Annotated in this window: 18 protein-coding genes; 12 read left to right on the forward strand and 6 right to left on the reverse strand. The window is 52.1% G+C overall.

Translation table 11 applies throughout. The annotated features are described in order from the left end of the window. The first annotated feature begins 150 nt into the window (after nucleotides 1–150). From PAECUDRAFT_RS00345 to PAECUDRAFT_RS00365, 5 genes are read left to right on the forward strand one after another with little or no spacing between them, the layout of a single operon-like run. Nucleotides 151–2781, forward strand: a complete 2631-nt coding sequence (locus PAECUDRAFT_RS00345) for a non-ribosomal peptide synthetase (RefSeq protein ID WP_006036088.1) — start codon at nucleotides 151–153, stop codon at nucleotides 2779–2781. Beyond that, nucleotides 2778–4079 carry an ACP S-malonyltransferase gene (gene fabD / locus PAECUDRAFT_RS00350; RefSeq protein ID WP_006036089.1) on the forward strand — a complete coding sequence of 434 codons (1302 nt, stop codon included), beginning with the start codon at nucleotides 2778–2780 and terminating at the stop codon, nucleotides 4077–4079. The genes PAECUDRAFT_RS00345 and fabD overlap by 4 nt, the downstream gene beginning before the upstream one ends. Beyond that, the gene (locus PAECUDRAFT_RS24365; RefSeq protein WP_006036090.1) at nucleotides 4073–11053 is read left to right on the forward strand and encodes an HAD-IIIC family phosphatase; all 6981 of its coding nucleotides are present in this window, start codon (nucleotides 4073–4075) and stop codon (nucleotides 11051–11053) included. Before fabD ends, PAECUDRAFT_RS24365 begins: the two co-directional genes overlap by 7 nt. A 13-nt stretch (nucleotides 11054–11066) precedes the next feature. Then, nucleotides 11067–12002: a ketopantoate reductase family protein gene (locus PAECUDRAFT_RS00360; RefSeq protein WP_006036091.1), complete on the forward strand. Its 936-nt coding sequence runs from the start codon at nucleotides 11067–11069 to the stop codon at nucleotides 12000–12002. Between the two features lie 46 nt (nucleotides 12003–12048). After that, on the forward strand, nucleotides 12049–13371 hold the full coding sequence (locus PAECUDRAFT_RS00365; protein WP_006036092.1) for a hypothetical protein: 1323 nt from the start codon (nucleotides 12049–12051) through the stop codon (nucleotides 13369–13371). Nucleotides 13372–13451: 80 nt separating this feature from the next. Here PAECUDRAFT_RS00365 and PAECUDRAFT_RS25845 read toward each other — a convergent pair whose 3' ends face one another. Beyond that, the gene (locus PAECUDRAFT_RS25845; protein ID WP_158306226.1) at nucleotides 13452–13610 is read right to left on the reverse strand and encodes a hypothetical protein; all 159 of its coding nucleotides are present in this window, start codon (nucleotides 13608–13610) and stop codon (nucleotides 13452–13454) included. Nucleotides 13611–13634: 24 nt separating this feature from the next. Here PAECUDRAFT_RS25845 and PAECUDRAFT_RS00375 point away from each other — a divergent pair, with 24 nt between their 5' ends. Next, nucleotides 13635–15713, forward strand: a complete 2079-nt coding sequence (locus tag PAECUDRAFT_RS00375) for an alpha/beta hydrolase fold domain-containing protein (RefSeq protein ID WP_006036093.1) — start codon at nucleotides 13635–13637, stop codon at nucleotides 15711–15713. Nucleotides 15714–16053: 340 nt separating this feature from the next. Here the strand turns inward: PAECUDRAFT_RS00375 and PAECUDRAFT_RS00380 are convergent, their stop codons facing one another. The 3 genes from PAECUDRAFT_RS00380 to PAECUDRAFT_RS00390 form a co-directional block, all read right to left on the reverse strand. Next, the gene (locus PAECUDRAFT_RS00380) at nucleotides 16054–16836 is read right to left on the reverse strand and encodes an SDR family NAD(P)-dependent oxidoreductase (RefSeq protein WP_006036094.1); all 783 of its coding nucleotides are present in this window, start codon (nucleotides 16834–16836) and stop codon (nucleotides 16054–16056) included. A 102-nt stretch (nucleotides 16837–16938) separates the two neighbouring features. Further along, nucleotides 16939–17277, reverse strand: a complete 339-nt coding sequence (locus PAECUDRAFT_RS00385) for an ArsR/SmtB family transcription factor (RefSeq protein ID WP_006036095.1) — start codon at nucleotides 17275–17277, stop codon at nucleotides 16939–16941. Nucleotides 17278–17594: 317 nt separating this feature from the next. Beyond that, nucleotides 17595–18488, reverse strand: a complete 894-nt coding sequence (locus PAECUDRAFT_RS00390; RefSeq protein WP_006036096.1) for a LysR family transcriptional regulator — start codon at nucleotides 18486–18488, stop codon at nucleotides 17595–17597. A gap of 114 nt (nucleotides 18489–18602) precedes the next feature. Between PAECUDRAFT_RS00390 and PAECUDRAFT_RS00395 the strand changes: the two genes are divergently transcribed. The 5 genes from PAECUDRAFT_RS00395 (at nucleotide 18603) to PAECUDRAFT_RS00415 (ending at nucleotide 21636) form a co-directional block, all read left to right on the forward strand. Further along, entirely contained in the window at nucleotides 18603–19019 is a 417-nt protein-coding gene (locus tag PAECUDRAFT_RS00395; RefSeq protein ID WP_006036097.1) for a tautomerase family protein, read from the forward strand. Beyond that, the gene (locus PAECUDRAFT_RS00400; protein WP_006036098.1) at nucleotides 19016–19354 is read left to right on the forward strand and encodes a carboxymuconolactone decarboxylase family protein; all 339 of its coding nucleotides are present in this window, start codon (nucleotides 19016–19018) and stop codon (nucleotides 19352–19354) included. Before PAECUDRAFT_RS00395 ends, PAECUDRAFT_RS00400 begins: the two co-directional genes overlap by 4 nt. Nucleotides 19355–19461: 107 nt before the next feature. Next, the gene (locus PAECUDRAFT_RS00405) at nucleotides 19462–20310 is read left to right on the forward strand and encodes an alpha/beta hydrolase family protein (RefSeq protein ID WP_006036099.1); all 849 of its coding nucleotides are present in this window, start codon (nucleotides 19462–19464) and stop codon (nucleotides 20308–20310) included. 112 nt (nucleotides 20311–20422) lie between these two features. Beyond that, complete coding sequence (locus PAECUDRAFT_RS24370) at nucleotides 20423–20857, forward strand: MarR family winged helix-turn-helix transcriptional regulator (protein WP_006036100.1); 435 nt, start codon at nucleotides 20423–20425, stop codon at nucleotides 20855–20857. An 80-nt stretch (nucleotides 20858–20937) separates the two neighbouring features. Beyond that, complete coding sequence (locus tag PAECUDRAFT_RS00415) at nucleotides 20938–21636, forward strand: MBL fold metallo-hydrolase (protein WP_006036101.1); 699 nt, start codon at nucleotides 20938–20940, stop codon at nucleotides 21634–21636. Between the two features lie 33 nt (nucleotides 21637–21669). Here PAECUDRAFT_RS00415 and PAECUDRAFT_RS00420 read toward each other — a convergent pair whose 3' ends face one another. Together PAECUDRAFT_RS00420 and PAECUDRAFT_RS00425 are read right to left on the reverse strand one after the other, a co-directional pair. Continuing rightward, nucleotides 21670–22284, reverse strand: a complete 615-nt coding sequence (locus PAECUDRAFT_RS00420) for a TetR/AcrR family transcriptional regulator (protein WP_006036102.1) — start codon at nucleotides 22282–22284, stop codon at nucleotides 21670–21672. A 39-nt stretch (nucleotides 22285–22323) separates the two neighbouring features. Then, on the reverse strand, nucleotides 22324–23067 hold the full coding sequence (locus tag PAECUDRAFT_RS00425; protein ID WP_006036103.1) for an MBL fold metallo-hydrolase: 744 nt from the start codon (nucleotides 23065–23067) through the stop codon (nucleotides 22324–22326). A 208-nt stretch (nucleotides 23068–23275) separates the two neighbouring features. On the opposite strand from PAECUDRAFT_RS00425, the gene PAECUDRAFT_RS00430 reads away from it, so the two are divergent. Continuing rightward, nucleotides 23276–23725, forward strand: coding sequence for a DoxX family protein (locus tag PAECUDRAFT_RS00430; RefSeq protein WP_006036104.1), 450 nt, complete (start codon nucleotides 23276–23278; stop codon nucleotides 23723–23725). Nucleotides 23726–23770 lie beyond the last annotated feature (45 nt).

A 23770-nucleotide genomic window follows, 5' to 3' on the forward strand; every position in this document is an offset into this window, starting at 1 on the left:
TGTATCCTGTTACAAGTGTGAGTACGAGCGTTTACCCCATCATATTGAACACCTTCGAATCTCGTAGTTCCTCAGTATACCAAGCAATCCGTCAAGACTCAACCACATGTTAGCCCACCTTAACTTTATCGATCAAGGAGAATGGAATGAATGAGGAAGCCGTTTGGAACGCTGCAAGAGGTGCTTTGCAGTTTGCAGAATCAGGGAAGTGAAGGCATCTATTTTATTAACGGAGATGAGCAAGAGTCTTTTTTATCGTATCGCGAGCTTTATAGGCGAGCCTTGGACATTCTCGGCAATCTTCAGGGGAAGGGGGTGCGGGCGAAGGATGAGCTTATCTTGCAGGTCGAGGATAATCAGACATTCCTGCTTCATTTTTGGGCTTGTATTCTTGGAGGGATCATTCCAGTCCCTGTATCTGTAGGCAATAACGACGAGCATAAGCGCAAGTTATTTCACATATACAGCATTTTGCGCAATCCCTATATCGTCATGGAACGCAAAGTGTTAGATGGCCTTGAATCTTTCGCGAACAAAAATACGAATCAGGCTTCATCGATGCGGCCAATGGCTGCTCGAACGTTTATTGCGGAGGAGATGCTGGTTGCAAGTGTCGCTGGGCAGATCGGTCAGCCCGAGCCGCATGATCTTGCCTTTATCCAATTCTCGTCGGGTTCGACTGGCGATCCGAAAGGGGTTATGCTGACGCATGACAATTTGCTGACCAACATTGCCCAGATGATAAGCGCCGCCCAAGTAACGGCTGCCGATGTGTACTTGAGCTGGATGCCGCTTACCCATGATATGGGCTTAATCGGCCAGCATCTGTCGCCTTGCGTATCGGGGGCCAATCAATACCTGATGCCGACGTCGCTGTTTATCAGGCGGCCGACGCTGTGGATGAAGAAGGCGAGCGAACATCGGGTAACGATCACCTCTTCGCCTAACTTCGGGTACAAATACTTTTTGACCTACTTTAAGCCAGAGCAGGCTGCTTCGTGGGACTTGTCGTCTATCCGGATGATCTTTAATGGAGCGGAGCCGATCGCACCGGAATTATGCGAGCTGTTTCTTGAAGAGCTTGCGTATCTTGGCCTGCGCAGGAACGCCATGTTCCCGGTTTACGGGATGGCGGAAGCGTCTTTGGGGGTCACCTTCCCTCCGCTTGAACAAGCGTTTAAAACCTATTGGCTGAAGCGGGATTCGCTTACGACCGGCCACAAAGTGGCGCTGTCTGAGGAGAAGCAGCCGGATTCGACTGCGTTCGTAGCGGTTGGCCAGCCGCTTGAAGGCATGTCCTTGCGCATTTGCGACGACTATCATCGGCCTGTTGAGGATCAGATCGTCGGGCAAATTCAGATCAAGGGAGACAATGTGACCCGGGGCTATTATGGCAATGAAGAAGCGACGCGTCGGCTGATTTCGGAGGGATGGCTGAATACCGGCGATTTAGGCTTTATGCATGACGGTCAGCTCGTGGTTACCGGCCGAGTGAAAGATATCATTTTCTCCAATGGACAAAACTACTACCCGCATGATATCGAACGGATTGCGGAAGAGCTGGATGAGATCGAGCTTGGTTATATTGCGGCATGCGGCGTGCGCGGCGAGCATGCGAGCAGCGATGAAGTGCTGTTGTTTGTCCTGTACAAGAAAGAGTTGTCCGGCTTCGTTCCGATTGTTCAAAAGCTCAAAACCTACATTTATCAGCAGCTAGGCCTCCCCGTACTGCACGTTATACCCGTACGTAAAATTCCGAAGACGACAAGCGGCAAATTCCAACGCTATCAGCTCGGCGCGAAGTATACGGCGGGTGAATTCAACGCTGCGATTATCGAGCTGAGCAGACTGATCCATGAGCAGTCGGGGGATGACGAAGAGGAGCTGGCAGCCGGTGAGGCAACGGGAGCGATTGCGGCCGAGCTGGCGGAAATCGTGATGAAGGTGCTGGAGATCGACGATGTCAATGTGAACAGCAACTTCTTCGATTTAGGGGGCAACTCCTTGCTGGTCGTCAAGATGCAGGAGGAGATTGAGCGGCGTTATCCAGGGAAAGTGACGGTCAATGACCTATTCACTTATCCGACCATCCGTAAGCTTGCCGCTTATTTAGAGGGCGGTTCAGCAGCGATATCGAGGCAGCCGGTTCGTCTGCAGATGACGGAGCTGCCTGCGGACTTTTTCCATGCAGGAAGCTCATTTGACAAGGATGACAGCTTCACGTTTGCATTCCCGGCTGTCATCTCGCAGGCGTTATCGGGAATCTCGCGTCAATTGGAAACCGATGTAAGAACGGTTTTGGTTGCAATTTACTATGTTCTGCTTGCGAAACGGTCCGAAGGCTCTGCGATTGCGATCCATCAGCTAGGCGAGCGGAAGGGCGAAGCCTTCTCGCTATCGATTGATATGAAGGCGCAAGGCGACTTTGCGGCGCTGGTCCGCCATATGCAAGACAGCCTAGCGAATCGGACGGAGCAGCGAGGTGGCGTGTATGACATCCAAGCCGCAATGGAAGGCAGAGCCGCGCTTTCGAAGCATGCTGTCCTCCCTCTGTTTTGTGACGGCAGCAGGCTCGGCTCGGATGAGCTGGCGAGCAAGGCTTATGATTTTATTCTCGTGCATGAGGAACGCGGCGGCGGAGAACAACTGCAGCTCAAGTTCCATTTTCAAGGCAAACGGATGAGGAAAGAGGCAATGAAGCTGCTCTTGCAAAGCTATATCAAGCTGACCGAGATGATTGTGCAAAGTTATATGAAGACTGCGACTGAGGTGACGAAATGAAAGAGATGAACCGCATTGCGCTGTTATTCCCAGGTCAAGGCTCGCAATACGTCGGGATGGGAAAACGGCTTTATGACGAATACGAGGTAGCGCGCGAAACCTTTGAGGAAGCGAACGATGTGCTTGGCTTTGATTTGAAGGGACTGTGCTTCCATGGCGATTTGAGCGAGCTGTCGCAGACGGAAAACACGCAGCCAGCGTTGCTTACGGCGAGCGTGGCCGCTTATCGGGTGTATATGGAGCAGATCGGGATTCAGCCCCTGTTGGCGGCAGGGCATAGTCTAGGCGAATATTCGGCGCTTGTTTGCAGCGGCGCCTTGACGTTTGCTGAAGCGTTAAAAATTGTTCGACTGCGGGGCCAGTATATGCAGCAGGCTTCTTTGGCTGGCATCGGCAAGATGGCGTCGATTAGTCAGTACCCCCTTGATGAAATCGAGCAGCTGTGCCATTTTGCATCGACATCGGAACAACAAGTGAGGATTGCTTGCTACAATTCGCCGTCGCAGTCGGTCATCTCCGGCCATGCATCCGCTGTTCAGCAAGTGGCAGCCGAAGCGGCTAAAGCCGGCGCGAAAGTAATCGAGCTTAACGTAAGCGCGGCGTTTCATAGTTCGCTGATGGAAGAGGCAGAGGCGAAGCTGAAGGCAGAGCTGCAAAAGTATACGTTCAACAAGCCGAACTGGCCGATCATTTCGAATGTGACGGGCTTGCCATACATGGAGTCTGCCGATGTTGCAGAGCTATTGACGCGGCAAATGGTTTACCCTGTGCTGTGGAACCAGTCGATGGATTATTTGCAGAAGCAGGCGATTGCCGTAACCATTGAACTTGGTCCAAAGAAAGTGTTGACGAATCTGCTGAAGGCGAGTTTGCACAACGGATCGTCTTTACAAGCTATGGCACTGGAAAGCAAGGAAGAGGTCGAGATGATTAAGCAGGCGCTTCACAAGTCCGGAGCATCCAAGCCAGCAGGGGAGAAGGAGATCCCTGGCTTAGCCGTCATCGCATCCTGCATCGCCGCTGCCGTGTCGACGAAAAATCGCAACTGGGATAGCCAAGCTTATCAGACTGGGGTTGCACAGCCGTACCGAGAGGTAAAGCGGATGTATGAATTGTTGGAATCGAATAAGCAAGAGCCTTCGGCAGAGCAAATTCAGCTGGCGATTCGCATGCTTCAGACGGTGCTGGAAACGAAGAAGGCGCCAGTCGAACAGCAGCAAGCAATGATGGCGAAGATCAAGGAGCGTGCAGCGCTGTTTGGCGCTCGAGAAGTTAAGGAGGCTGTAGGGGTATGTTAAAGTTGGACGACCTGCAATTGGATGATATGTTCTTAAGTGAAACGCCCGATATAAAAGAAATTTCCGGTAACGAGATTGCGATTATTGGGATGTCCGCCCGACTGCCGCAGGCTGAGGGACTTGACGACTTCTGGTCTAATTTGAAAGAATCGTTGGATTGCGTAGGGGAGTTCCCTGCTGCTCGTCGGAAGGATGCAGGCTCGCTGCTTCGCGGGATCGGCATCGATGATCAGTCGATTGCTTTCGGCGATGGCGCTTATCTGTCTGATGTTGATAAATTTGATTATCGGTTTTTCCAGCTCTCGCCGATGGAAGCGAGCTTGATGAACCCGGCCCAGCGGCTCTTTCTAGAAACCGTATGGAAAACGATTGAAGATGCGGGCTATGGCGGCAAGAAGCTAAAAGGATCAAAGACAGGCGTTTTCCTCGGACATACCTCGATTCCTTTCGCTCACTCCTATTATGATTATTCCCGATTCATCGCCGAGAAGGACATGTCGCTCGTTCCGATGGCAATTCCGGGCAACTTGAATGCGATGATTGCCAGCCGAATTTCGTACCTGCTGGATTTGAAAGGCCCAAGCCTTGTCATCGATACGGCTTGCTCCTCATCATTGGTTGCTGTTCATATGGCATGCCAAAGCATTCGCAATGGGGAATGCGAGACGGCAATCGCCGGAGGCGTGAAAATTAATCTGTTCCCGATCGACAGCGAGCATAAGCTCGGAATCGAATCAAGCAGCGACCGCGCGAGAACGTTCGATGATCATGCGGACGGCACAGGGCGCGGCGAAGGCGTGGCGGCTGTTTTGTTAAAACCGCTCAGCCATGCGCTCAAGGACGGAGATCAGATCTACGCTGTCATTAAAGGGAGCTCGATTAATCAAGACGGCAGCTCGATCGGCATTACGGCGCCTAATGCGCTGACGCAAGAGGAAGTCATCGACGAAGCGTGGCACAATGCAGGCATCGACCCTACGACCATTGCCTATATTGAAGCTCATGGCACAGGCACGAAGCTGGGAGATCCAATCGAGATCACGGGCATTAATCGGGCGTTCAGCAGACATACGGATCGGAAGCAATTCTGTGCGATCGGCTCGGTGAAGAGCAGCATCGGTCATCTCGATGATGCAGCAGGCATCGTCGGAATGATTAAAGCGGTGCTTGCGCTCAAAAACAAAGCGATACCGCCAACGCTCCATTTTACATATCCGAATCGGAATATCGAATTTGAGCAATCGGCTGTTTATGTAAGCAATTCATTGTCAGACTGGGAATACGAAGGCTTCCCAAGACGCAGCGGCGTCAGTGCGTTCGGCTTGAGCGGCACGAACTGCCATGTCGTATTAGAAGAGGCGCCGGAGCGGGAAGCCGTTGGCGCGGAATCGGGCAAGCCGTACCTGTTGACGCTGTCAGCCAAAAGCCGCTCGTCGATTGAGCAATTGGTCGCCAGCTATGATGACTATGTGCAGAGCGAAGCTTTTTCTGAGGTCAGCCTGGCGGACATGAGCAGCACGATGAACACAGGCCGCGGCCATTACAATTACCGCATTGCGATTGTTGCATCGAATCGGGAGGAAGTGCGCGCAAGCTTCCGAGCACTTGTGCAAGGCGGGCTTCAAAGCTACCCTGAGCTGCATGTTCGATTCAATGAAACGATGGCATCGAACGAAGCGATCCATTCGCTTAGCCGTAAAGCGGCTGATATGGTTCGCTCGGCTCTTGATGTAAACCAACTGGACGGTAAGCTGTTGGATACGTTAAGCGAGCTTTATACGGATGGGGCAGACATCGATTTCGAGTCGTTGTACTTCGGTGACGCGATCAGAAAGCTGTCGCTGCCCGTTTATCCGTTCGAGCGAAGCCGCTGCTGGATCGAATTGAACCCGAGGCATGTGTCGGCTGAGCAGCTCGATTCCCAAACGCAGCAGCAGGTTGCCTTAAGCGGTCGCGTGAACGGCGAGTATACGCAGACGGAATCGGCTGTTGCCCAAATTTGGGGACAGACGCTCGGGTTTAACGATATTCAAGTGGACGCCAATTATTACGAGCTTGGCGGGGATTCCGTTATTGCCTCACGTATCGTGAACGCATTGAATCAGCAATTTGGGCTGCAGGTGGATGTGACGGGGCTGCTGCGCAATCCGACCGTCGAGCAATTGGCGAGCCATTTGGACGCAATGGCGTCAGCGGAGGGACAAGGCCTATCCGACGAGCTTCGCATAGTTCCGGTGGAGAAGCGCGACTATTACGATGCCTCGCTCATCCAGAAGCAATGCTACGCACAAGAGCAGTTCAGCAATATCGGCACGGCACTGAACATGCCGCTGGTGATGGAATTCCAATCGGCTGCGGATGCCGGGCGCATTCAGCGTACGCTGCAAGCGCTCTTGGATCGACATGAATCGCTTCGCACGAGCTTCGCTTTTGCTGAGGGGGATTTGGTGCAGTTCGTCCATGACAATCCCGCGTTAACATGGGCAGAGCGGAACGTGACGCAAGCTGAGGTGGACGAAGCGATTCATGCGTTCATCCAGCCGTTCGATCTTGGAGCCGGTCCTTTGTTCCGATCGATGCTGCTGCATGTGGATGGCCAGCGTGATGTGTTGATCGTCGATATGCACCATATCGTATCCGACGGTACGTCATACCAAATTTTTGTCCAGGAATTCATCACGCTGTACGAAGGCGGAACGCTTCCTCCGCTCGAGGTGCAGAACAAAGATTACTGCACGTGGCAGAAACAATTCATGCAGACGGAGCGCTACGAGAAGCAGCAGGCGTACTGGAAACATATTTTGTTTGAAAATGTCCCGACCCTCCAGCTTCCGCAAGACTTCAAGCGCGGAGACGGCCGCGGGTTTGAAGGGAATACGCTGAAATTCGAATTGTCCGACGAGACGGTTCATCGCTTGACCCGCGCAGCCCAAGAGGCCAACGTCACGCTGAATACGTTATTGTTCGCTGCGTATACGCTCTTGCTTCAACAGTTCAGCGGGCAGCAAGAAATTATCGTCGGCACCGTAGTGTCCGGTCGGAACCATAAGCAAATCGAAGGCATTATTGGCGCCTTCCTAAGCTTGCTTCCGATCAAACAAACGATTATCGCAGAAGAGACGATCCGCCAGTTCCTGTCATCCTGCAACGAGGCAATGCTGGGCGCCTTCGAGAACCAGGATTATCATTATACGAGCATGATCGAGCTGTGCAATATTAAGCTGGATCGTTCGAGGAACCCGTTATTCGATACGGCGCTGATTTTCCACAATGAGTATGACGGGAAAGTGTCGCTTGAAGCGGGCGGAATTCCGTTCACTGTCCGTTCGATCTCTCATAATCGCTCGCAGCTTGATCTTAAACTCGATATTTATACTAGCCAATCGGATGCGCTCATGTGCCATCTCGAATATAAGACGGACTTGTTCAAGCAGGAGACGGTAGAGGACTTCATTGCCAAGTTCCACTCGCTTCTGAGTGAGTTTAGCAGCCATGCAGACAAGCGAATCGATGAGCTGCAGCTTCTATCCGAAGAAGAGAAGCTGCAGGTGCAGCAGCGATTGGAGCAAAATGTGCGCGGCATTGGCCAAAGCATCGAACTCGCGATCAGCGCATCCTTCACGGCTGAGCCAATCGATCGTCATGTGGCATGGTGGGCAAGCGAGTTTTCGCTTCCGCTTGACCTGAAATTCGCTGCGTACAATCAGGTATTCATGGAGCTGCTTGAGCCTTCCAGCTTGCTCTCGACGAATAAAGGGGCTAACGTGCTGCTCGTTCGGTTCGAGGACTGGATTCGCTACAACCCTTCGAATCAGGACGCTGTCCTGTGCGAGGAGCTGGAGCGCAGCTATCGGGAATTCACCTCGATCTTGGTGGACAAGCAGAAGTCGGTTCCCTACTTCGTCGGCGTCTTCCCGATCGCAACGCATCTGGGGTTGAGCGAGGCTGTTGCGGCTTGTCTGGAGCGGTTAAGTAAGCAGTGGCAGCAGCTGATCGAGGAGCTCGATCACGTGTATCCGCTTGATTTTACAAGCATTGCTGACTTGTATCAGGTTCATGCGATCTTTGATCCGGTCAAAGACGCCGAAGGCCACATTCCGTTCACCGACGAGTTTATGGCGGCGATGGGCGCGACCATCGTACGCGCGATTCACAGTTGGAAAAGCCCGTCGTTTAAAGTCATTGTGCTCGATTGCGACAACACGCTATGGTCCGGCGTATGCGGGGAAGACGGGCCAATGGGCGTACAGGTAACGGATTCGTTTGCTGCGCTGCAGCGCTTCATGCTGCAGAAGCGGGAAAAAGGCATGCTGCTGGCATTAAGCAGCAAAAACAATGAAGCGGACGTGTGGGAAGTATTCGAGCACAACCCGAATATGCTGCTCAAGAAGGAGCACTTTATCGGCTGGAAAATTAACTGGGAAGCGAAGTCGGCTAATCTGAGGGAGCTAGCGGTCGACTTGAACCTCGGCTTGGACAGCTTCATTTTCCTTGATGATAACGTGATGGAATGCTCGGAAATGATGATGAATTGCCCGGAAGTATTGACGTTGAATCTGCCGCGGGAGGAGCGTGAAATCTCTTCGTACCTGCGTCATGTTTGGGCGTTCGACCAGCTGATTGTAACTGACGAGGATCTCAAGCGCTCCGAAAGATACATTCAGGAGAAGCAGCGTCAGGAGGTTCAGCAGGAAGCGCATTCGCCATTGGATTACTTGCGTGGCCTTGAATTGAAGATGAGCATGCGAGCGGTGGAGCCATCGCAGATTGCTAGGGTATCCCAGCTGACCAAACGCACCAACCAATTTAATCTGAGCACGATTCGCCGTTCAGAGGATGAGATTAAGCAGTTGATGGACACATCTGAGACGGCTTGCTGGTCGATCGAGGTTGCGGACCGGTTCGGCGATTATGGGCTAGTAGGCGTGGTCATTGCAATCAGACAGGAGCAAAGCTTGTTCATCGATACGTTCCTGCTTAGCTGCCGCGTGCTTGGAAGAACTGTCGAGGATGCGGTCATGACCGGCCTTGCGCAATATTGTGCTGCGAATGGGCTGACGACGCTAGAGGCTAAGTTCTATCCAACGAACAAAAATGAACCGTTCCTTGCCTTTATCGAGCGAGCAGGCTGGGAGAAGTCAGAGGAAACGGCGGACTATGCCGCATATAGACTGCCTGTCGACGCGATTCAAGCGGATGCCCAGATTATCGATTGCTACTATAATGCCGCCTATCCTGTACAAGACGCTGCAAGCTCAGTCAAGCAGGAAATGCTGCAAGCGGTTAGCCAAATCGCTGCCGCATCGGCCGTTGCAGAGCCAGATGGATCCGCCGAGTGGACGGTGCCGACTTGGGACGTGCATCAGATTAACGATGAAGCGCTGCTTCATGCCAAGCATCTTACGCCAATTCGTTATCACAGCGCTTATTTGATCATGGATAAGCAGCGGGAAGAGCAGCTGACGAGCAGCGCTGCAACGGATGAGTATTACGAGGCGCCGCGAACAGAGGCTGAGAAAAGAATCGCTGAGGTTTGGCAGAATACGCTGGGCATCGACCGCATTAGCGTGTACAGCAAGTTCTTTGATATCGGCGGAACGTCGTTGTCTGGCATTCAGATCGTTTCGACGCTGTCGATGGAATTCGAGCTTTCGCTTAATGATTTCTTCGAATACGATACGATTGCAAGCTTAGCTAAGAACGTGCCGTTCAAGCCGAACTACTTGCTGGAGCTCTTGAAGGAGAAAGAGGAGCTAGCGAAAATCGAGCTTAAGGCCAATATCGAAGAGGACCCTGCTATCAAAGCACAGCTGGATCAGTACGAGGAAGAGCTGTCCGCCTGCCGCGAGATGGACTTGACGGATGTCGTGGTGTACAAAGACATTCTGTTAACAGGGGCAACAGGCTATCTCGGCATACACTTGCTGCATGATTTGTTGACCACGACGACAAGCAACGTTCATATGATTGTCCGCGGTGCCGATGCAGCAGAAGCTGAGGCGAGACTTCAAGCGAAGCTGGCGTTCTACTTCTCCGAGGATTTGGCTAGTCGCTACGCAGATCGGATATTTGTTTATAACGGCGACGTGGCGGAAGAGCGGCTCGGACTGTCGGAAGAGCAATATGCCATGCTGGCAGACGTAATTGATTGCATCATTAACTCGGCAGCGAATGTCACGCATTATGGCCGCTATCAAGATTCGCATCGCGTGAACGTGCTCGGTACGGAGCGGCTCGTCGATCTTGCGTTTGCCGGTCAGCGCAAGGTGCTTCATCATATTTCGACTCCGCTGGTTGCATTCGGGAAAATCGACGGCGTCGATGATGTGCTGTACACCGAGAACGAGCATGATCTGGGGCAGGATGATGACAATATTTACTTCCTGACGAAGCTGGAATCGGAGAGGGTTATCGTGGCCGCACGGGAGAGAGGGCTTGCGTGCAGCATATTCCGCGTGGGCAACTTGAACTACAATACCGAGACGATGAAGTTCCAGGAGAATATCGAAGGCAGTGCGTTGTACAGCATGATCAAATCATTTATTAACATTAAGATGGTGCCTTCCTTAAGCGGAAGAGGGCTGGACTTCTCGTTCGTTAACCATGTGACGCAGGCGATCCTGCTCCTGTTCAATAAGAAGCAGCTTCAGAACAAGACCCATCATCTCTATAATTCCAACCGCATTAACGGTTTGCAGCTTGGCGAGTACATTCAACAATCCGGATACACCGACGTCGAGCTGCGAACCGTAGGAGAAATATTCGGAAGCTATCATATCAAAGAGCTCCAAGAGGATATTATGAATATCGTTATTCACGGCGGTCTCATGGGCAATCTTCGAGACACGAACTTCCATATGCGCGCGGATCGGACTAATTTATTGCTGGAGCGGCTCGGCTTTACATGGAAGCCAGTCGATCAGACGAACGTGCAGAGCATGCTGAGATACGCCGAGCAAGTAGGATTTCTTTAATGGGGGCTAACGGATGAAGATTTTATTTTTTGGCGCTGGCGTGATCAGCGCGATTTATGGGAGCGCGTTGAAGCAGCAAGGACACGATGTCGTCCACTACGTGCGTCCTTCCCGGCTTGATAAGCTGAAGCAAGGGATCGAGCTGCATCTCATGGATGGACGGAACAAAAACAAGGTGACGAGCAGCCGGTATCCGATCAGCTGTGTGGGCGAGCTTCCGAATATGGATGACTTCGATTTGATTGTTGTCAGCGTACGGCACTATCAGCTGGAGAATGTGCTTGCAGAGCTTGCAGGCAAAACGGGAAATGCGACGCTATTATTTTTCAATCATATCTGGTCGGATTTCTCGTTGGTTACGTCCTATATTCCTGCCGATAAGTTTCTATGGGGGTTCCCTTCCGGTGGCGGGGGGTTCCGGGATGCAGACGGCACGGAATTGGACGGCGTACTGATGAATCGCGTTCATATCGCGGAAATTAACGGCGAGGCAACGCCTCGCCTCCAGAAGGTTGCGGAGCTGTTCCATGGCATTGGGCTCCGAACGATCCATCCGCCTAATGTGCTGCATTGGCAATGGAAGCATTTTTCCCTTAATGCGGGCATTAGCAACGGGATTCTGAAGGCTGGAGGCGACGAGAAATTTCTATCCAGCGTTCCTCGGATTCGCCAAGGCATCCTCTTTATTCGGGAAGCGCTTGAGGTTACGCGGTCAAGAGGCGTAGATATCAAGCAATTTGCGGATGCGAAAGTGTTCTTTATGCCTTCATGGGTTGCGGCATGCGCATTCTGGATGGCGATGCGAATCAACAAGGCGCAGGCGACGATTTTTAAGCTGCATAAGGGCGCGGAGGAAAATAAAATCATTTATCGCGATTTGATGGAAGTCGCCAAACGCAACGGCGTTGAAACGCCGGGATTAAACGCAATGAAGAGCATGCATGGCTAATCGTGCCGTGGATGATTCCAATAAAGAGAACAAAGAGGCGAGTGCAATGAGCGAAGTTCAAATTCCCGATCAATTCCCTACAGCGGGGCAGGATTGGGCCAATTACGTGGCAGGCTACGATACGATTGATACGCCGTTGAAAGCGGTGCTTACCTTCGATGGTCATTTGGACGCGGAGCTGATAAGTCGCGCAGTCCGGTTGTCTATCGATGCGGAGCCGGTTCTCGGCTGCCGATTCGTCGAGCATCCGAAGCAGCCCTCTTGGGAGCGATTCGAATCTATCGATGATCGAACATGGTGCCGCATCGAGGTAACCGATGATCATCAGGCGGCGCTGCAGCAGTTTATGCAGGGCAATCCGGAGCCGAAAGAGCAGCTTGTGCATGTGCTCGTCATTCGGACGGAGCAGCACGATACGTTATGCGTCGTGCTCGACCATGCTTATTGTGACGCGTCGGGCGTCAAGGAGTATTTGCAGCTGGTATCCCGCATTTATGGCGAGTTATGCAAGGATTCGGGATATGTTCCGGAAGTAAACGCCAGCGGCACGCGCGATGCAAGCGATGTGTTTCGCGCACTAGGTTATCCGAACGCTGCTTCCGCCGTTCGCGGCCAAGCGCCTGCTTCGAAGCCGACATGGGCGTTTCCATATGTTCGGGAAAGCGCGAATGAGCAGCTTCGAGTGGGCATGCGTCGACTATCGCAGGCCGAATTCAAGCAGCTAAGGAGCTATGGCAAGGAGCACCGGGCGACGGTCAATGATCTGCTGCTTGCGGTCTTTTACCGGGCAATGTTCGCGTTCGTCGCACCTAAAGCTTATGAGCCGATGGAAGTGACGACAGCCGTTAACCTTCGGCGTTATTTGCCTAATGAGCAAGCGGCATCGATTTGCAATTTGTCGGGGATCGAAACGGTTAAGCTCGCGCGCATGGCCGGAGAGCCATTCGTCGCTACGCTTCGCCGCGCTGTCCAAGGGATGAATCAAATCAAACAAGGCACGCCGGGAATCCAGAACGCAGCTGCAATGGAAATGCTCCGGAATATGGATTATAAGGATGTCAACATGTTCTTGCGCGGCGCGCGCCAAAGGCTTGTTGCCGGGGGCATGGCGACTCCGTTATTTTCTAACTTCGGACTCGTAGCGGATCATCCGTTTACGTTCGGCGATCGGGCTGTAGCGGATGCCTACTTTATCTCTTCGGCTGCGTATCCGCCCGGATTGATATTCGGCTTCAGCAGCTACAACCAAGTGCTCACGTTAACGATTAGCTTCTATGAGCCTGCGATTCGCAAGGAGGATGTGGAAGCGTTCCTGGATCTATGCATGCAGGAGCTTGCGTTTTGTACGAAAGAGAACGTTCATTCATAGATTCCGACCTTCATTACAGCAAGGGGGGAGACTCCGCGGCATGCGGTTTCGCCCTCCTTTTTGGCTTGTAATCCCGCTGATTATGTTGTTGATGTTGGCGGCGCAGCAACGCTGAGGCGGTTATTAGCCTCGAACAAATGCGTAATAAATCTCTCAATAAACCGTAGAACGCCTAATTGTGCTTCAGCTCTTGCAGGAATACGATTAATATGAAATCTCATCCATTTAATCGTGTTCATCCATTCCCCCAGGAGGTTATTCCATTGAAACATCGGTATTTTTATATCCTACTCGTGCTCATAGCCGGGTTAGGCGCCGGGTTGTTCTGGTCTTGGCCGAAGAGCGAAGAGGAGAGTCAGCCAACTGCTGCTGGCGCTCAGATTGCGGTGACGCATGCGAGCGACGCTGCGCATGCCATTCGTTATTTATCCCCGCAATATGAAGTGAAGGTTCATCGAGATATTGAATACGCCATGAAGGCGAATGAGACAGCTGCGTTAGAATCATTGAAGCTGGACGTGTACGAGCCGGCCAATGATGAGTCGAAGGAACGGTCGGTGTTTCTATTCATCCATGGCGGCGGTTATCGCGAAGGGACGAAAGCGGATGCTGCCGAGTTTTCTACCGCTCTGGCGAAGCGAGGATACGTCGTACTGTCGATGGATTATCGGCTGAAGAAAGAACCTGAGGCCAATATGGCGCTCACGCTGCAGCATGATTACGAAGATATTGCGGATGTGGTGCAGTGGGTCGCCGACAATGCGGCTGGCTATGGCATGGACCCGTCGAAAATTGCCATTGGCGGCGATTCAGCGGGAGGGCATCTTGCGCTGAATTATGTGAATGCGTATTTGACGCTCGATCCGGCGCATGCGTCATCAATTTATGCGATTGTCGATATCTATGGGGGAGAGCTGGATAAAAGCGTGGCTGCGAAGCTTCCGCCTGTATTGATCGTCCACGGCACGATCGATCAATTGATTCCTTATCAATTAAGCGTGAATTTAAAGGAGCAGCTGCAGCAATCTGGCATCTATCAGGATTTGTTTACGATGGAAGGCGTAGGACACGATTATAAGAATGCCAAGTACCTGGATGAAATCGTAGAGACAACGGCACATTTCCTCTGGAACGTAAGTCGACACCCGGACCCGAAGCGGCTGCCTGAAAAATCGGGAATCGAAGCGATTTCGGGTGACGCATTTGCGCTAAAGCTGCCCAAGGCTTATGAGCAGGGGGCTGCTGACGGAAAGCTCAAAGCCGTTCTGCCGCAAGGGTGGTCGGTGGAGCCTGTCAGCGGGAACCCGTCATTGGTAAATGTACAGCTGCCAGCTGGCTTGGACCGCGGGAACCATACGATATCGTTCTCGCTAGAGCAAGGAGAAGGCGATACGACGAGCTTCGCGATGAATGTGAAGGTCGGCGATCCGATTTTGCCAAGCTTCCAAAGCTACTATGACTCGAACGATCAAAAGCTAAAGACGCGATTGCTCGTTACGAACCGTTCGATCAAACCGATCAGCGGCGAATTGCAGGTCGATTATGTAAAAGCGAATCATTCGGCAGGCACGTTCAAAGCGGCGATTGAGCCGATCGAGCCCGGGAAGGACGCGACAGTGCTTATTCCGGATGTAACGAACGACAAACGAACGGTTCAGATTCGCAATGCGGCAGGCGAGCTGATTCAGCAAACCGAAGAGGTGTTCCATACCGTCTTGATGCGCAAGCCTAAGCAGCCGATCCAAGTGGATGGTCATCTAACGGAATGGACAGAAGGGGCAACGGAAGCGGATCAAGGCCGGTTTGACATCGCTGATGTGAAGCTGCCGGACTGGAAGGGCGAGACGGACTTAAGCGCCGTTGGATATTCGTCATGGGATCAGGATAATTTGTACCTTGCGGTCCAAGTAACCGATGATCGCCATTCCCAGACGGAAGCAGGCTTTGGTATTTGGAGCGGGGACAGCGTTCAGTTGGCAATCGGCATTGCTGATGCTGACGGCGGCGCGCCCGATGCCTATCATGAATTCGGCGTTGCGATGAACGATCAGGGGCAAGCCTCCAAGTGGCGGTGGCTGGCGCCGAACGGCTTTAATGGCGAAGATCGGATGGAGCTGAACGAAGCGATAAGCCGAGAGGGGCAGTCGACTGTCTATGAGCTGGCGATTCCATGGAAGGAGCTGTTAACCGATACGTCGCTAGTGAAGCCAGGTATGAAGCTGAAGCTTTCCATGCTGGTTAATGACAATGATGGCACCGGACGGCGGGGCTGGCTCGAGTACAATAGCGGAATCGGCACAGCCAAGGACATTAATGCTTTCGGCGACGCCTTTTTGCAATAGTAGAGCAAAAACCACCGCTTACTTCGCATAAGCCGACCCGTGCGAGTCAACTAAGGGTGTCCGAATGCAATGAGAGCCAGTGTTTGCTGGATTGGGAGAAAGCTAACGGACCGTAGAGCCGCTATTTCGCATCTTTTTGCGGATTTTGGAATCTAACGGACTCCAGAGGCGTTATTACGGCGGATTGCGCTCTAGTCGGCATCTAATTGACCCAATAGCGGCTGTCAGGTCCGTTACAGTTTCAAAAGGGTCCCAATATGCTTCTAAGCGTCAGCACGGTCCGTTAGGGGGAGATTAGGCAATGGCATCAGGCCATGAGCTAATCTCCCTTCTGCTTCTGTTATCGCTTCTGCTCAATGACGCTGCGCGTGGTTCGCGTGACCCAGCTGCGGGGAAGGAAGCGCGGCGCCTGCGTGAGCAGCCAGTTTTGCAGGCCGGGCACCACGAAAATTTTACGTTTATTCAAAGCCTTCACGCCGATCTCAGCTACCCTGCGAGGGTCCATAAGCGCTTTGGCATCTGCGACCTTTTGATTATCCATTTTGGCGCTGCTGAAAAAGGCCGTCCCTGTGCCTCCCGGGCAGAGCGCGGTTACGGTGACGCCCGTGCCGCGCAGCTCATTGGCAGCCGCTTCGGTTAAGTAAAGGACGAATGCCTTGGAGGCGGAATAGTTGGCGCTTAACGGGCAGGGATAGAAGGAGGTAGTCGAGCCGATGTTCAAAATTTGTCCGCTCCTCCGATTTACCATTTCAGGCAGGAATAGCATCATGAGATGCGCCAACGAGTGGACATTAAGCTGCAGCATGGCGAGCTCATCTGAAATTTGCTGCTCATGCAGGAAGCCATAAGAGCCGACGCCAGCGTTGTTGATCAGCACATCGACCATCAACCTCTGGTTGTGTACCTCATCGAATAATCGTTGCGGTCCGCTCGCCTGCGCGAGATCGACGGGAATGACGATAACCTCCGCGGAGTACCGCGAACGAAGCTGCGTTGCAAGCGCCTCAAGCTTTTCCTCGTTTCGCGATGCAAGCACGACCGTAGCCTGCTGACCTGCATAAATGTCGGCGAATGCTTTCCCAATTCCGCTAGAAGCACCGGTAATCAATACTGTTTTGCCCATAAATGCGCAACCTCCTAAAGAATGTTTTATTAAACCAAATAACTATACAACCAAGTATTTAGTTATATAGTTATTTAAAGTAATAAAAGAAGGCTTTTCAGCCTATGGGGTTTTGAGCGTTAAGATTTGCTCCGTCGTCGCAAGGAACGCTTGCAGCTGAGCAACGGAATCCTCGATATCTAATTCATAATAGATTTCCGTGCCGATTTTGTTCGAGGTAATCAGCCCCGCCTGACGCAAAATTTTGAGATGATGCGAGATTGCGGAGCGCGACATTGGCGAACGTTCGGTAATCTGGGCCACATTCAATGTCTCATGCTTGGTCAGCATCATAATAATATCTTGGCGGATCGGATCGGCTAGCGCAAGAAAGATCGGGCTGCAGCCCCTCAGTTGTTCTCTGACGATGAGCTCAAGCTGTGCAGTGTTTGAAGTTTCCATGGACGTGTAACAGCTCCTTTCATCATCATACAACTAAATGTTTAGTTATATGATTGGATGATATCTGGAAGCGGACAAAAAGTCAAGGGACGACATGCTTCCGTCTATCAGTCCAGTTAATAGATAAAAATTGACACATCTATTACGAGTGCCGTTCTTGCCGACAGTTGGCTATATGCTAACTGCGGCTGCGCTCCTGCTTCTGTCGACACGCAAGTATTCGAAGAAAAGAATGACCAAGTAACCTCTATCTGGCTGAGCGGGAATGTCTCCTGCTCAGCCCGTTTTTTTGCAGCGATCGTTGGGCTCATGGCTTTTTAGGTGGCGGAGTTGTTCGTTCCCAGGAGCTCATCCTTAATCAGGCCCATCATCAGTTTGCTGGCGGACGAAGCATACGTGTGGTTCCGCAATACCAGCAAACCAACCGCAATGGCGGAGTCGTCCAACGTGACCTTTAGTCGCTTCACGCCCGGCGGTACCGGCGTTGATTCCAGCACAGCGCCTACCGCTCCAGACAGCTGCATGACGAATGAGGGGATGGCGGAAATTTGGCTGATGTTGTAGAGCAGCGGCGATTGGGCGTAATAGGAAAAATGCTTCGCTAACCGTATCGCATATAGGCAGGTGCTGCCGCCTGCAATAATGGGAGCGCGCAGCAGCTCTTCGAAAACAATCGATTCTCGCTCGGAGAGCGGATGGTCCGCGGCAGCGATGAATGCGATGCGCTCCTCGTACAGCGGCTCGAATAATAGCGCAGCAGGCTCAGCGGGCTCCCCGCAGATTGCAAAATCAAGCTGCTGCTGCAGCACCATGCGAGTAAGGGTTTCGGTGTTGCCGATGTGCAGCTGGCAAGCGACGAGCGGCTTTCGCTCAGCGAAACGGCCGATTGCGCGGGGCAGCACATGCTCGGCGAGCATTTCGAGGCCGCCGAAGCTTAGGCTGCCGATCTCTTCGCGCTGGAGCGCTTTGGCCTGCTCGGCAACATAGTTCCAGTGCTGCATCAGGCTGTCGACTTCCTCGGCGAATATTCGCCCGGATGCGGTTAGCTCGGCATCCCAGCCGCGCTTGAACAGCTGAATGCCGAGCTCCTTCTCTAGCCGTTGAATCTGATTCGTTATGGTCGATTGCGCATAATTTAGCTTCGCTGCCGCTCTTGAGAAGTTGCCTTCCTGTAGAATGGCCTGGAAGGTATGCAGTTCTTTTAGGTCCATCGCGTTGATTTCATCTCCATCGGTAATATTGAATAAGATGTTCATTATATTCAATTATACAAATGAACAAGAGAGGAATACAATAAGGCTATCTCTTGTAAGGAGTGAAGCCATATGCCGTTTATCAGAGTAAGTTATCTCGAACAGAGGTATTCGGAGCAGCAGCTTAAGGCCATTAGCGAAGGTATTATGCATGCGCTAATCGAGCATTTTAACGTCCCGGAGGAAGATTGTTTTCAAGTGTTTCATGCGCATCGCGCGAGCGAGTTTTTTTATAGCCGACATTATTTGAATATCGAGCGGACCGATGGGCTGCTTTATATTCAGATTACGCTGAAATCAGGGAGAACGACCGAACAGAAGACAAGCTTTTATCGCAAATTGGCAACCGATCTCTCAGCAGCTGTGCCGATTCGGCCGGAGGACGTGTTCGTCGTGCTGGTAGATAACGAGTTTGAGGATTGGACCTTCGGCAGCGGCATCGCGCAGATGCTCAGCCGACCTGCCACTCAAGCGGAGGTATCGGGATGAAGCATCGGTTGATCCAATCGCGTGCGCGTGACACGTTCGGACAGATCGCGCCAGCATTCGTTCAGTATTCGGAAGAGGTGCTGTTCGGCGACGTATGGAGGCGCGGCGAGCTGCCGCTGCGGGATCGGAGTCTGATTACGATAGCGGCGTTAGTGTCTGGAGGGTGTGCAGACCAGCTCCCGTATCATCTCCGGCTTGCCCAGGAGAACGGCCTGACGAAGAGTGAATTAACGGAGGCGCTCACGCATCTGGCGTTTTATGCGGGCTGGCCTCGAGCAGCGACCGCTATGCAAGCGGCGAAGGAGGTATGGTCGGCTGAGGAAGGTTTATCGTGAGCAAGAAGCAAGAATATTGATTCGTCGAGATTATATCATGTAAGATAAGAGCGTCAATTATATATAGTCATCGGGAGCTCAAAATAGAAGGAGAGGTGTGGTACTTCGTGCCTGCGGAACGAAAGCATGAGCCGTTTGCTTTATCGCTTGGGAATGATTTATGGCTGCGCGGCGACGTCCGCGTAATGCAGGATGGGAGGGTTAAACCGGTAGTCATCATAAGCCACGGCTTCAAAGGCTTCAAGGACTGGGGATGGTTTCCCTATGTAGCGGAATCGCTGGCTGACCGCGGCTTCGGCGTAATTTCGTTTAATTATTCCCGCAATGGCGTGAAAGAGTCGGATTTTGACGAGCTGGACAAATTCGCCCGCAATACGTTTTCGCAGGATCAGGAGGATCTGTCTGCGCTCTGCGCCGCACTTTCGAACGGCGAGCTGCCGCTGGCATCAAACCTTGATTTGCAGCAGGTGTATTTGGTTGGGCATAGCCGGGGAGGAGGAGCAAGCATCGTCTACGCCGCTGAGCATCCGACGGCAATCGGTGCGGTTGCGGCTTGGAATTCGATTGCGAAACCGAATTTGTTTGACGCGGCATTCCGCGATAAGGTACGCCTCAATGGCGTAGCTTACATGCCGAATGCAAGAACGAAACAGCTGATGCCGATTCATGCCGATTTCTTTGATGACCTGGAGCAGAACGAAGAACGCTTCAACATCGCAGAACACGCAGGAAAGCTGGCTATGCCGCTGCTCGTTATTCAAGGGGACCGAGATTCGGAGCGGATTTTGACCGACAATCGCTTATTGCGGCAATCGGCGCAGCAGGCGCTGCATATAACGATTGCAGGTGCCGATCATACGTTCAACAGCGGTCATCCATTCGTAGGAACTTCGGATGCACTCGAGCATGCGATCGCAAGAACGGCCCAATTTTTCCATGAAATCGGAAGATCGTAACATTGGGAAAGCAATGCCCCCTTAGATTGATGTACAAGGGTGTAGATACATTAATAAAGAGGTTGCACTTCATCAAAATATCTTGTATTTTTGTTTAGGGGGGCTAAATGAATTGTCTCATCCATTCGAACAATTCATCGGATATGGCATTAAGCAGTTTTTTCGGGCATTTAATGATTTGTATGATCAAAAATTAGCTGATTACGGCCTTACGGCGGCCCAAGTCAACGTGCTGGAGCAGCTTTGGACGGCAGGAGATGGCCAGACGCAGAAGCAACTGCATGAACGGCTCCGCATTCGTCCGGCGTCTCTAACGAACTTGTTGGATACGCTAGTGGAAGGCGGTTGGGTGGAGCGTAAGCTGGATGTGGATGACGCGCGTGTAAAACGTATCGTTCTAACGGAGCGAGGAGTGGCACAGCGGGACATTTGCATGGGGATGATCGTAGAGCTCGAGCAGCTTGTCCGTCAAGGCATGATCCCGGAGGAAGTGTCGTTAATGTTAATTTGGTTGAATAAAATGCGGCTGAACTTGCCTGACCAGTAAGTATAAGAGAGAAAGCTCGGTATATTTTTTTGGATTAATATTTAGTCAGGCTAAACAATTGCGAAGGGAGTTAATAGGTTATGAAACTGCGTCAAGTTGCGTCCAATTTGTACGCGCTGCCACTTGGCAATGTGAATGCTTTCGTGCTTGTAACCGATCGAGATGGGCTTGTATTAATTGATACGGGTGCACCGGGCAAAGCCGAAGTGATTCTAGAGTCCATCCAGAGCCTAGGATATAGCTCGACTGACCTGAAATCGGTTATTCTCACGCACTGTCATCCGGATCATGTAGGAAGCGCGGGCGCGCTGAAGCGGCTCGTTCCTCATGCTTGCTTCTATATGAGTGAAATCGAAGCACCAATCGTAGAGGAAGGACGAAAGCCGCGTCCATTGGCAGCTTCACCTGGCTTGATGAATAAGCTTTTATTTGCTGCATTGGTAAGAGATACCCCAGTTGAACCGGTAACGATCGATCGAAAATTGAAGGATGGCGAGACGTTAGATTTTGCAGGAGGAATAAAGACAATCCTGATACCAGGTCACAGCGAAGGGCAACTCGCATTGCTGCTGCCGCAGCATGGAGGGGTGTTATTTGCTGCTGATGCTGCCGCGAATGTGATGGGATTGAACTGGAGCATTGGCTATGAGAATCTGCAGCTTGGTATTCGTAGCCTGCAGGAGCTCGGGAAGCTGGAGTTCGAGATTGCGTGCTTCGGGCATGGCAAAGAAATAAAGAATGCGGCAGCGAGCAAGTTCCGCAGCAAATGGCCCTCCTAATCACCGATTTCATTGCATAAAGGCTGCCCACGATTACTCATGGGCAGCCTTTGCGATGCCGATGCCTTGCATCAGTAACTGGCACGCTTCCCCCAGCCAGTCGCCGGAAGCGACGGTGTCTGGCTTGAATAATAAGCAATAGAGATAAGCCCCTCCGATCAAATCAACCAGAAGATCCACATGAACATCGCTGCGAATCTCTCCGCGATCAATGCCACGCTTAATAATTTCTGCATAGGCAAGCCGCCTGGGCGCAATAAACTGCTTCTTATACTGTGCAATCAGCTGTTCGGAATCGATTATGCCGGCGATAAATCGACGAATGGAGTGCGGCTGCGTTCCGAAGTTTTGATGAATGCCATCCAGCATTCCCGTAAGCAGCAAGCGCAAATCTTCCAAAGCATGCCCCGAATCGGGAATGGTCATCTGAGTGGAAACGTGGCCGAAAAGATCGGTGAGCAGCTGCTCTTTGGTTGGCCACCGTCGATAGATCGTGGGCTTACTCACGCCGGAGCGCAAGGCCAGCGCGTCCATACTGAAGCTTTGAACGCCATTTTCCAGCATAAGCTCGCGAGCGGCCTGCAGAATGTTCTGATCGGTTTGCTCTTTGCGCGGTCGCCCCGGTTTTCGGTTGCGTGATGTGTCCATAGGGCGTCACCTCGTACGATTGGGGTATCCGCTCGACATCTACTTTACGTGATACGTTTCCTTCGACGTCAAGACGGCAAGTTTTACTTCCTTCTCCGCAGCCGCCGCCTGCAATCGCTCCATCAAATTCGGCGTCTCCGCGTAGAGCGGAGGACGATGAACCGCTTTGTAATGAATCGGGATGAGTGCTTCTGCTTCAAATATAACTGTAGCCGCTACAGCCTGTTCAGGCAAGAGGGTAATCGGCTGGCCGCTTGGCGTCATACCGGGAAATTGGACAACGGCTGCGTTGACAGGCAAGCAGGCGACGTCGATTGGACCGTAAGCTTTTTGAATTTTCCACCAGTAGCCATGCCACAGCGTATCCCCCGAATGAATCAGCTTCTTTTTCCCGTCATCGATAATCCAAGCAACCTGCGGGTCGCCCACGCCATCGACTGCATAGGTGGCTGTCGCTGTAATGCCGCCAATCGTAACAGACTCATGGAGGGCTACGCCTTGAAGGCGTGTCAGTCCGCTCTTGCTGGCGAATGGCAGCGATTCGGTGTACATGAATACCGGAATATCATCGCCATAAAATTGAATGATTGCTGCAGGATCAAAATGATCGCCATGATGGTGCGTGACGAACACCGCGTCAACAGGCCCAAACTCGTTCAGCGCGATCATTGGCTCATGCGATTCGCCGAATTTCTCGGGAAAATGGTAAAGCGGATCGATCACGACGTTCGTTTCTTTGGACTGGACGCGAATGCCTGCCCAAGGGAGCTTTTGAATAATCATGTCTCAATCATCCTCTCGGTCTAATTAAATTACTATACGGTAACGTAATTATAATATTCGCAGAATTGAAATGTGTCAATAAGTGGTAATGTGAATCTTCGGTAAGCGGATGCGACGCACTGAAATTGTTCTACCGATCCGCCACCAAGTTTCGTATAATAGCCCTAACGCTTCCAAGAGGGGTAGCTGAAGAAGGAGGAGTAATCATATGGCGCCGTTCATTGCACTTATCGTGTCGTTCGGCATTTTTCGCGTGGCTGGGTGGTTTGGCTGGTCCTATGTTGACGACTGGCAGCATTCGCTTCAAGCGGCTGTAGCAGTTATGTTCCTGCTAACGGCATCGGCCCATTGGGGCAAACGGCGAGCCGACCTGATTCGCATGGTGCCGCCAATCCTCCCGAGACCGGGTTTGATCGTTACCGCAACGGGTTGGCTTGAAATCGCAGGCGCAATCGGCATTCTTGTCCCAGCCGTTTCGTCGGCCGCCGCCGTAGGGCTGACGCTCATGCTTCTGGCGATGTTCCCGGCGAATGTGCGGGCAGCGAAGGAGAAGCTGACGATTGACGGTCAGCCAGTACCGAAGCTTGCCGTTCGAACGCTGCTGCAGATTGTTTTTATTGCGGCTGTGTTGGCGGCGTCTCCGCTCTTCGTATCGTAGGCGGCATAAGCAGTTCACACTTGATTGTTATGAGGCTATGCAGCA

This window comes from Paenibacillus curdlanolyticus YK9 (genome assembly GCF_000179615.1).
Lineage (GTDB): Bacteria > Bacillota > Bacilli > Paenibacillales > Paenibacillaceae > Paenibacillus_T > Paenibacillus_T curdlanolyticus.

What these genes read in the sequence shown, in the direction of transcription:
- PAECUDRAFT_RS00345 (WP_006036088.1), top strand. Translation starts at nt 151, where the DNA reads ATGAGGAAGCCGTTTGGAACGCTGCAAGAGGTGCTTTGCAGTTTGCAG.
- fabD (WP_006036089.1), top strand. Translation starts at nt 2,778, where the DNA reads ATGAAAGAGATGAACCGCATTGCGCTGTTATTCCCAGGTCAAGGCTCG.
- PAECUDRAFT_RS24365 (WP_006036090.1), top strand. Translation starts at nt 4,073, where the DNA reads ATGTTAAAGTTGGACGACCTGCAATTGGATGATATGTTCTTAAGTGAA.
- PAECUDRAFT_RS00360 (WP_006036091.1), top strand. Translation starts at nt 11,067, where the DNA reads ATGAAGATTTTATTTTTTGGCGCTGGCGTGATCAGCGCGATTTATGGG.
- PAECUDRAFT_RS00365 (WP_006036092.1), top strand. Translation starts at nt 12,049, where the DNA reads ATGAGCGAAGTTCAAATTCCCGATCAATTCCCTACAGCGGGGCAGGAT.
- PAECUDRAFT_RS25845 (WP_158306226.1), bottom strand. Translation starts at nt 13,610, where the DNA reads ATGAACACGATTAAATGGATGAGATTTCATATTAATCGTATTCCTGCA.
- PAECUDRAFT_RS00380 (WP_006036094.1), bottom strand. Translation starts at nt 16,836, where the DNA reads ATGGGCAAAACAGTATTGATTACCGGTGCTTCTAGCGGAATTGGGAAA.
- PAECUDRAFT_RS00385 (WP_006036095.1), bottom strand. Translation starts at nt 17,277, where the DNA reads ATGGAAACTTCAAACACTGCACAGCTTGAGCTCATCGTCAGAGAACAA.
- PAECUDRAFT_RS00390 (WP_006036096.1), bottom strand. Translation starts at nt 18,488, where the DNA reads ATGGACCTAAAAGAACTGCATACCTTCCAGGCCATTCTACAGGAAGGC.
- PAECUDRAFT_RS00395 (WP_006036097.1), top strand. Translation starts at nt 18,603, where the DNA reads ATGCCGTTTATCAGAGTAAGTTATCTCGAACAGAGGTATTCGGAGCAG.
- PAECUDRAFT_RS00400 (WP_006036098.1), top strand. Translation starts at nt 19,016, where the DNA reads ATGAAGCATCGGTTGATCCAATCGCGTGCGCGTGACACGTTCGGACAG.
- PAECUDRAFT_RS00415 (WP_006036101.1), top strand. Translation starts at nt 20,938, where the DNA reads ATGAAACTGCGTCAAGTTGCGTCCAATTTGTACGCGCTGCCACTTGGC.
- PAECUDRAFT_RS00420 (WP_006036102.1), bottom strand. Translation starts at nt 22,284, where the DNA reads ATGGACACATCACGCAACCGAAAACCGGGGCGACCGCGCAAAGAGCAA.
- PAECUDRAFT_RS00425 (WP_006036103.1), bottom strand. Translation starts at nt 23,067, where the DNA reads ATGATTATTCAAAAGCTCCCTTGGGCAGGCATTCGCGTCCAGTCCAAA.
- PAECUDRAFT_RS00430 (WP_006036104.1), top strand. Translation starts at nt 23,276, where the DNA reads ATGGCGCCGTTCATTGCACTTATCGTGTCGTTCGGCATTTTTCGCGTG.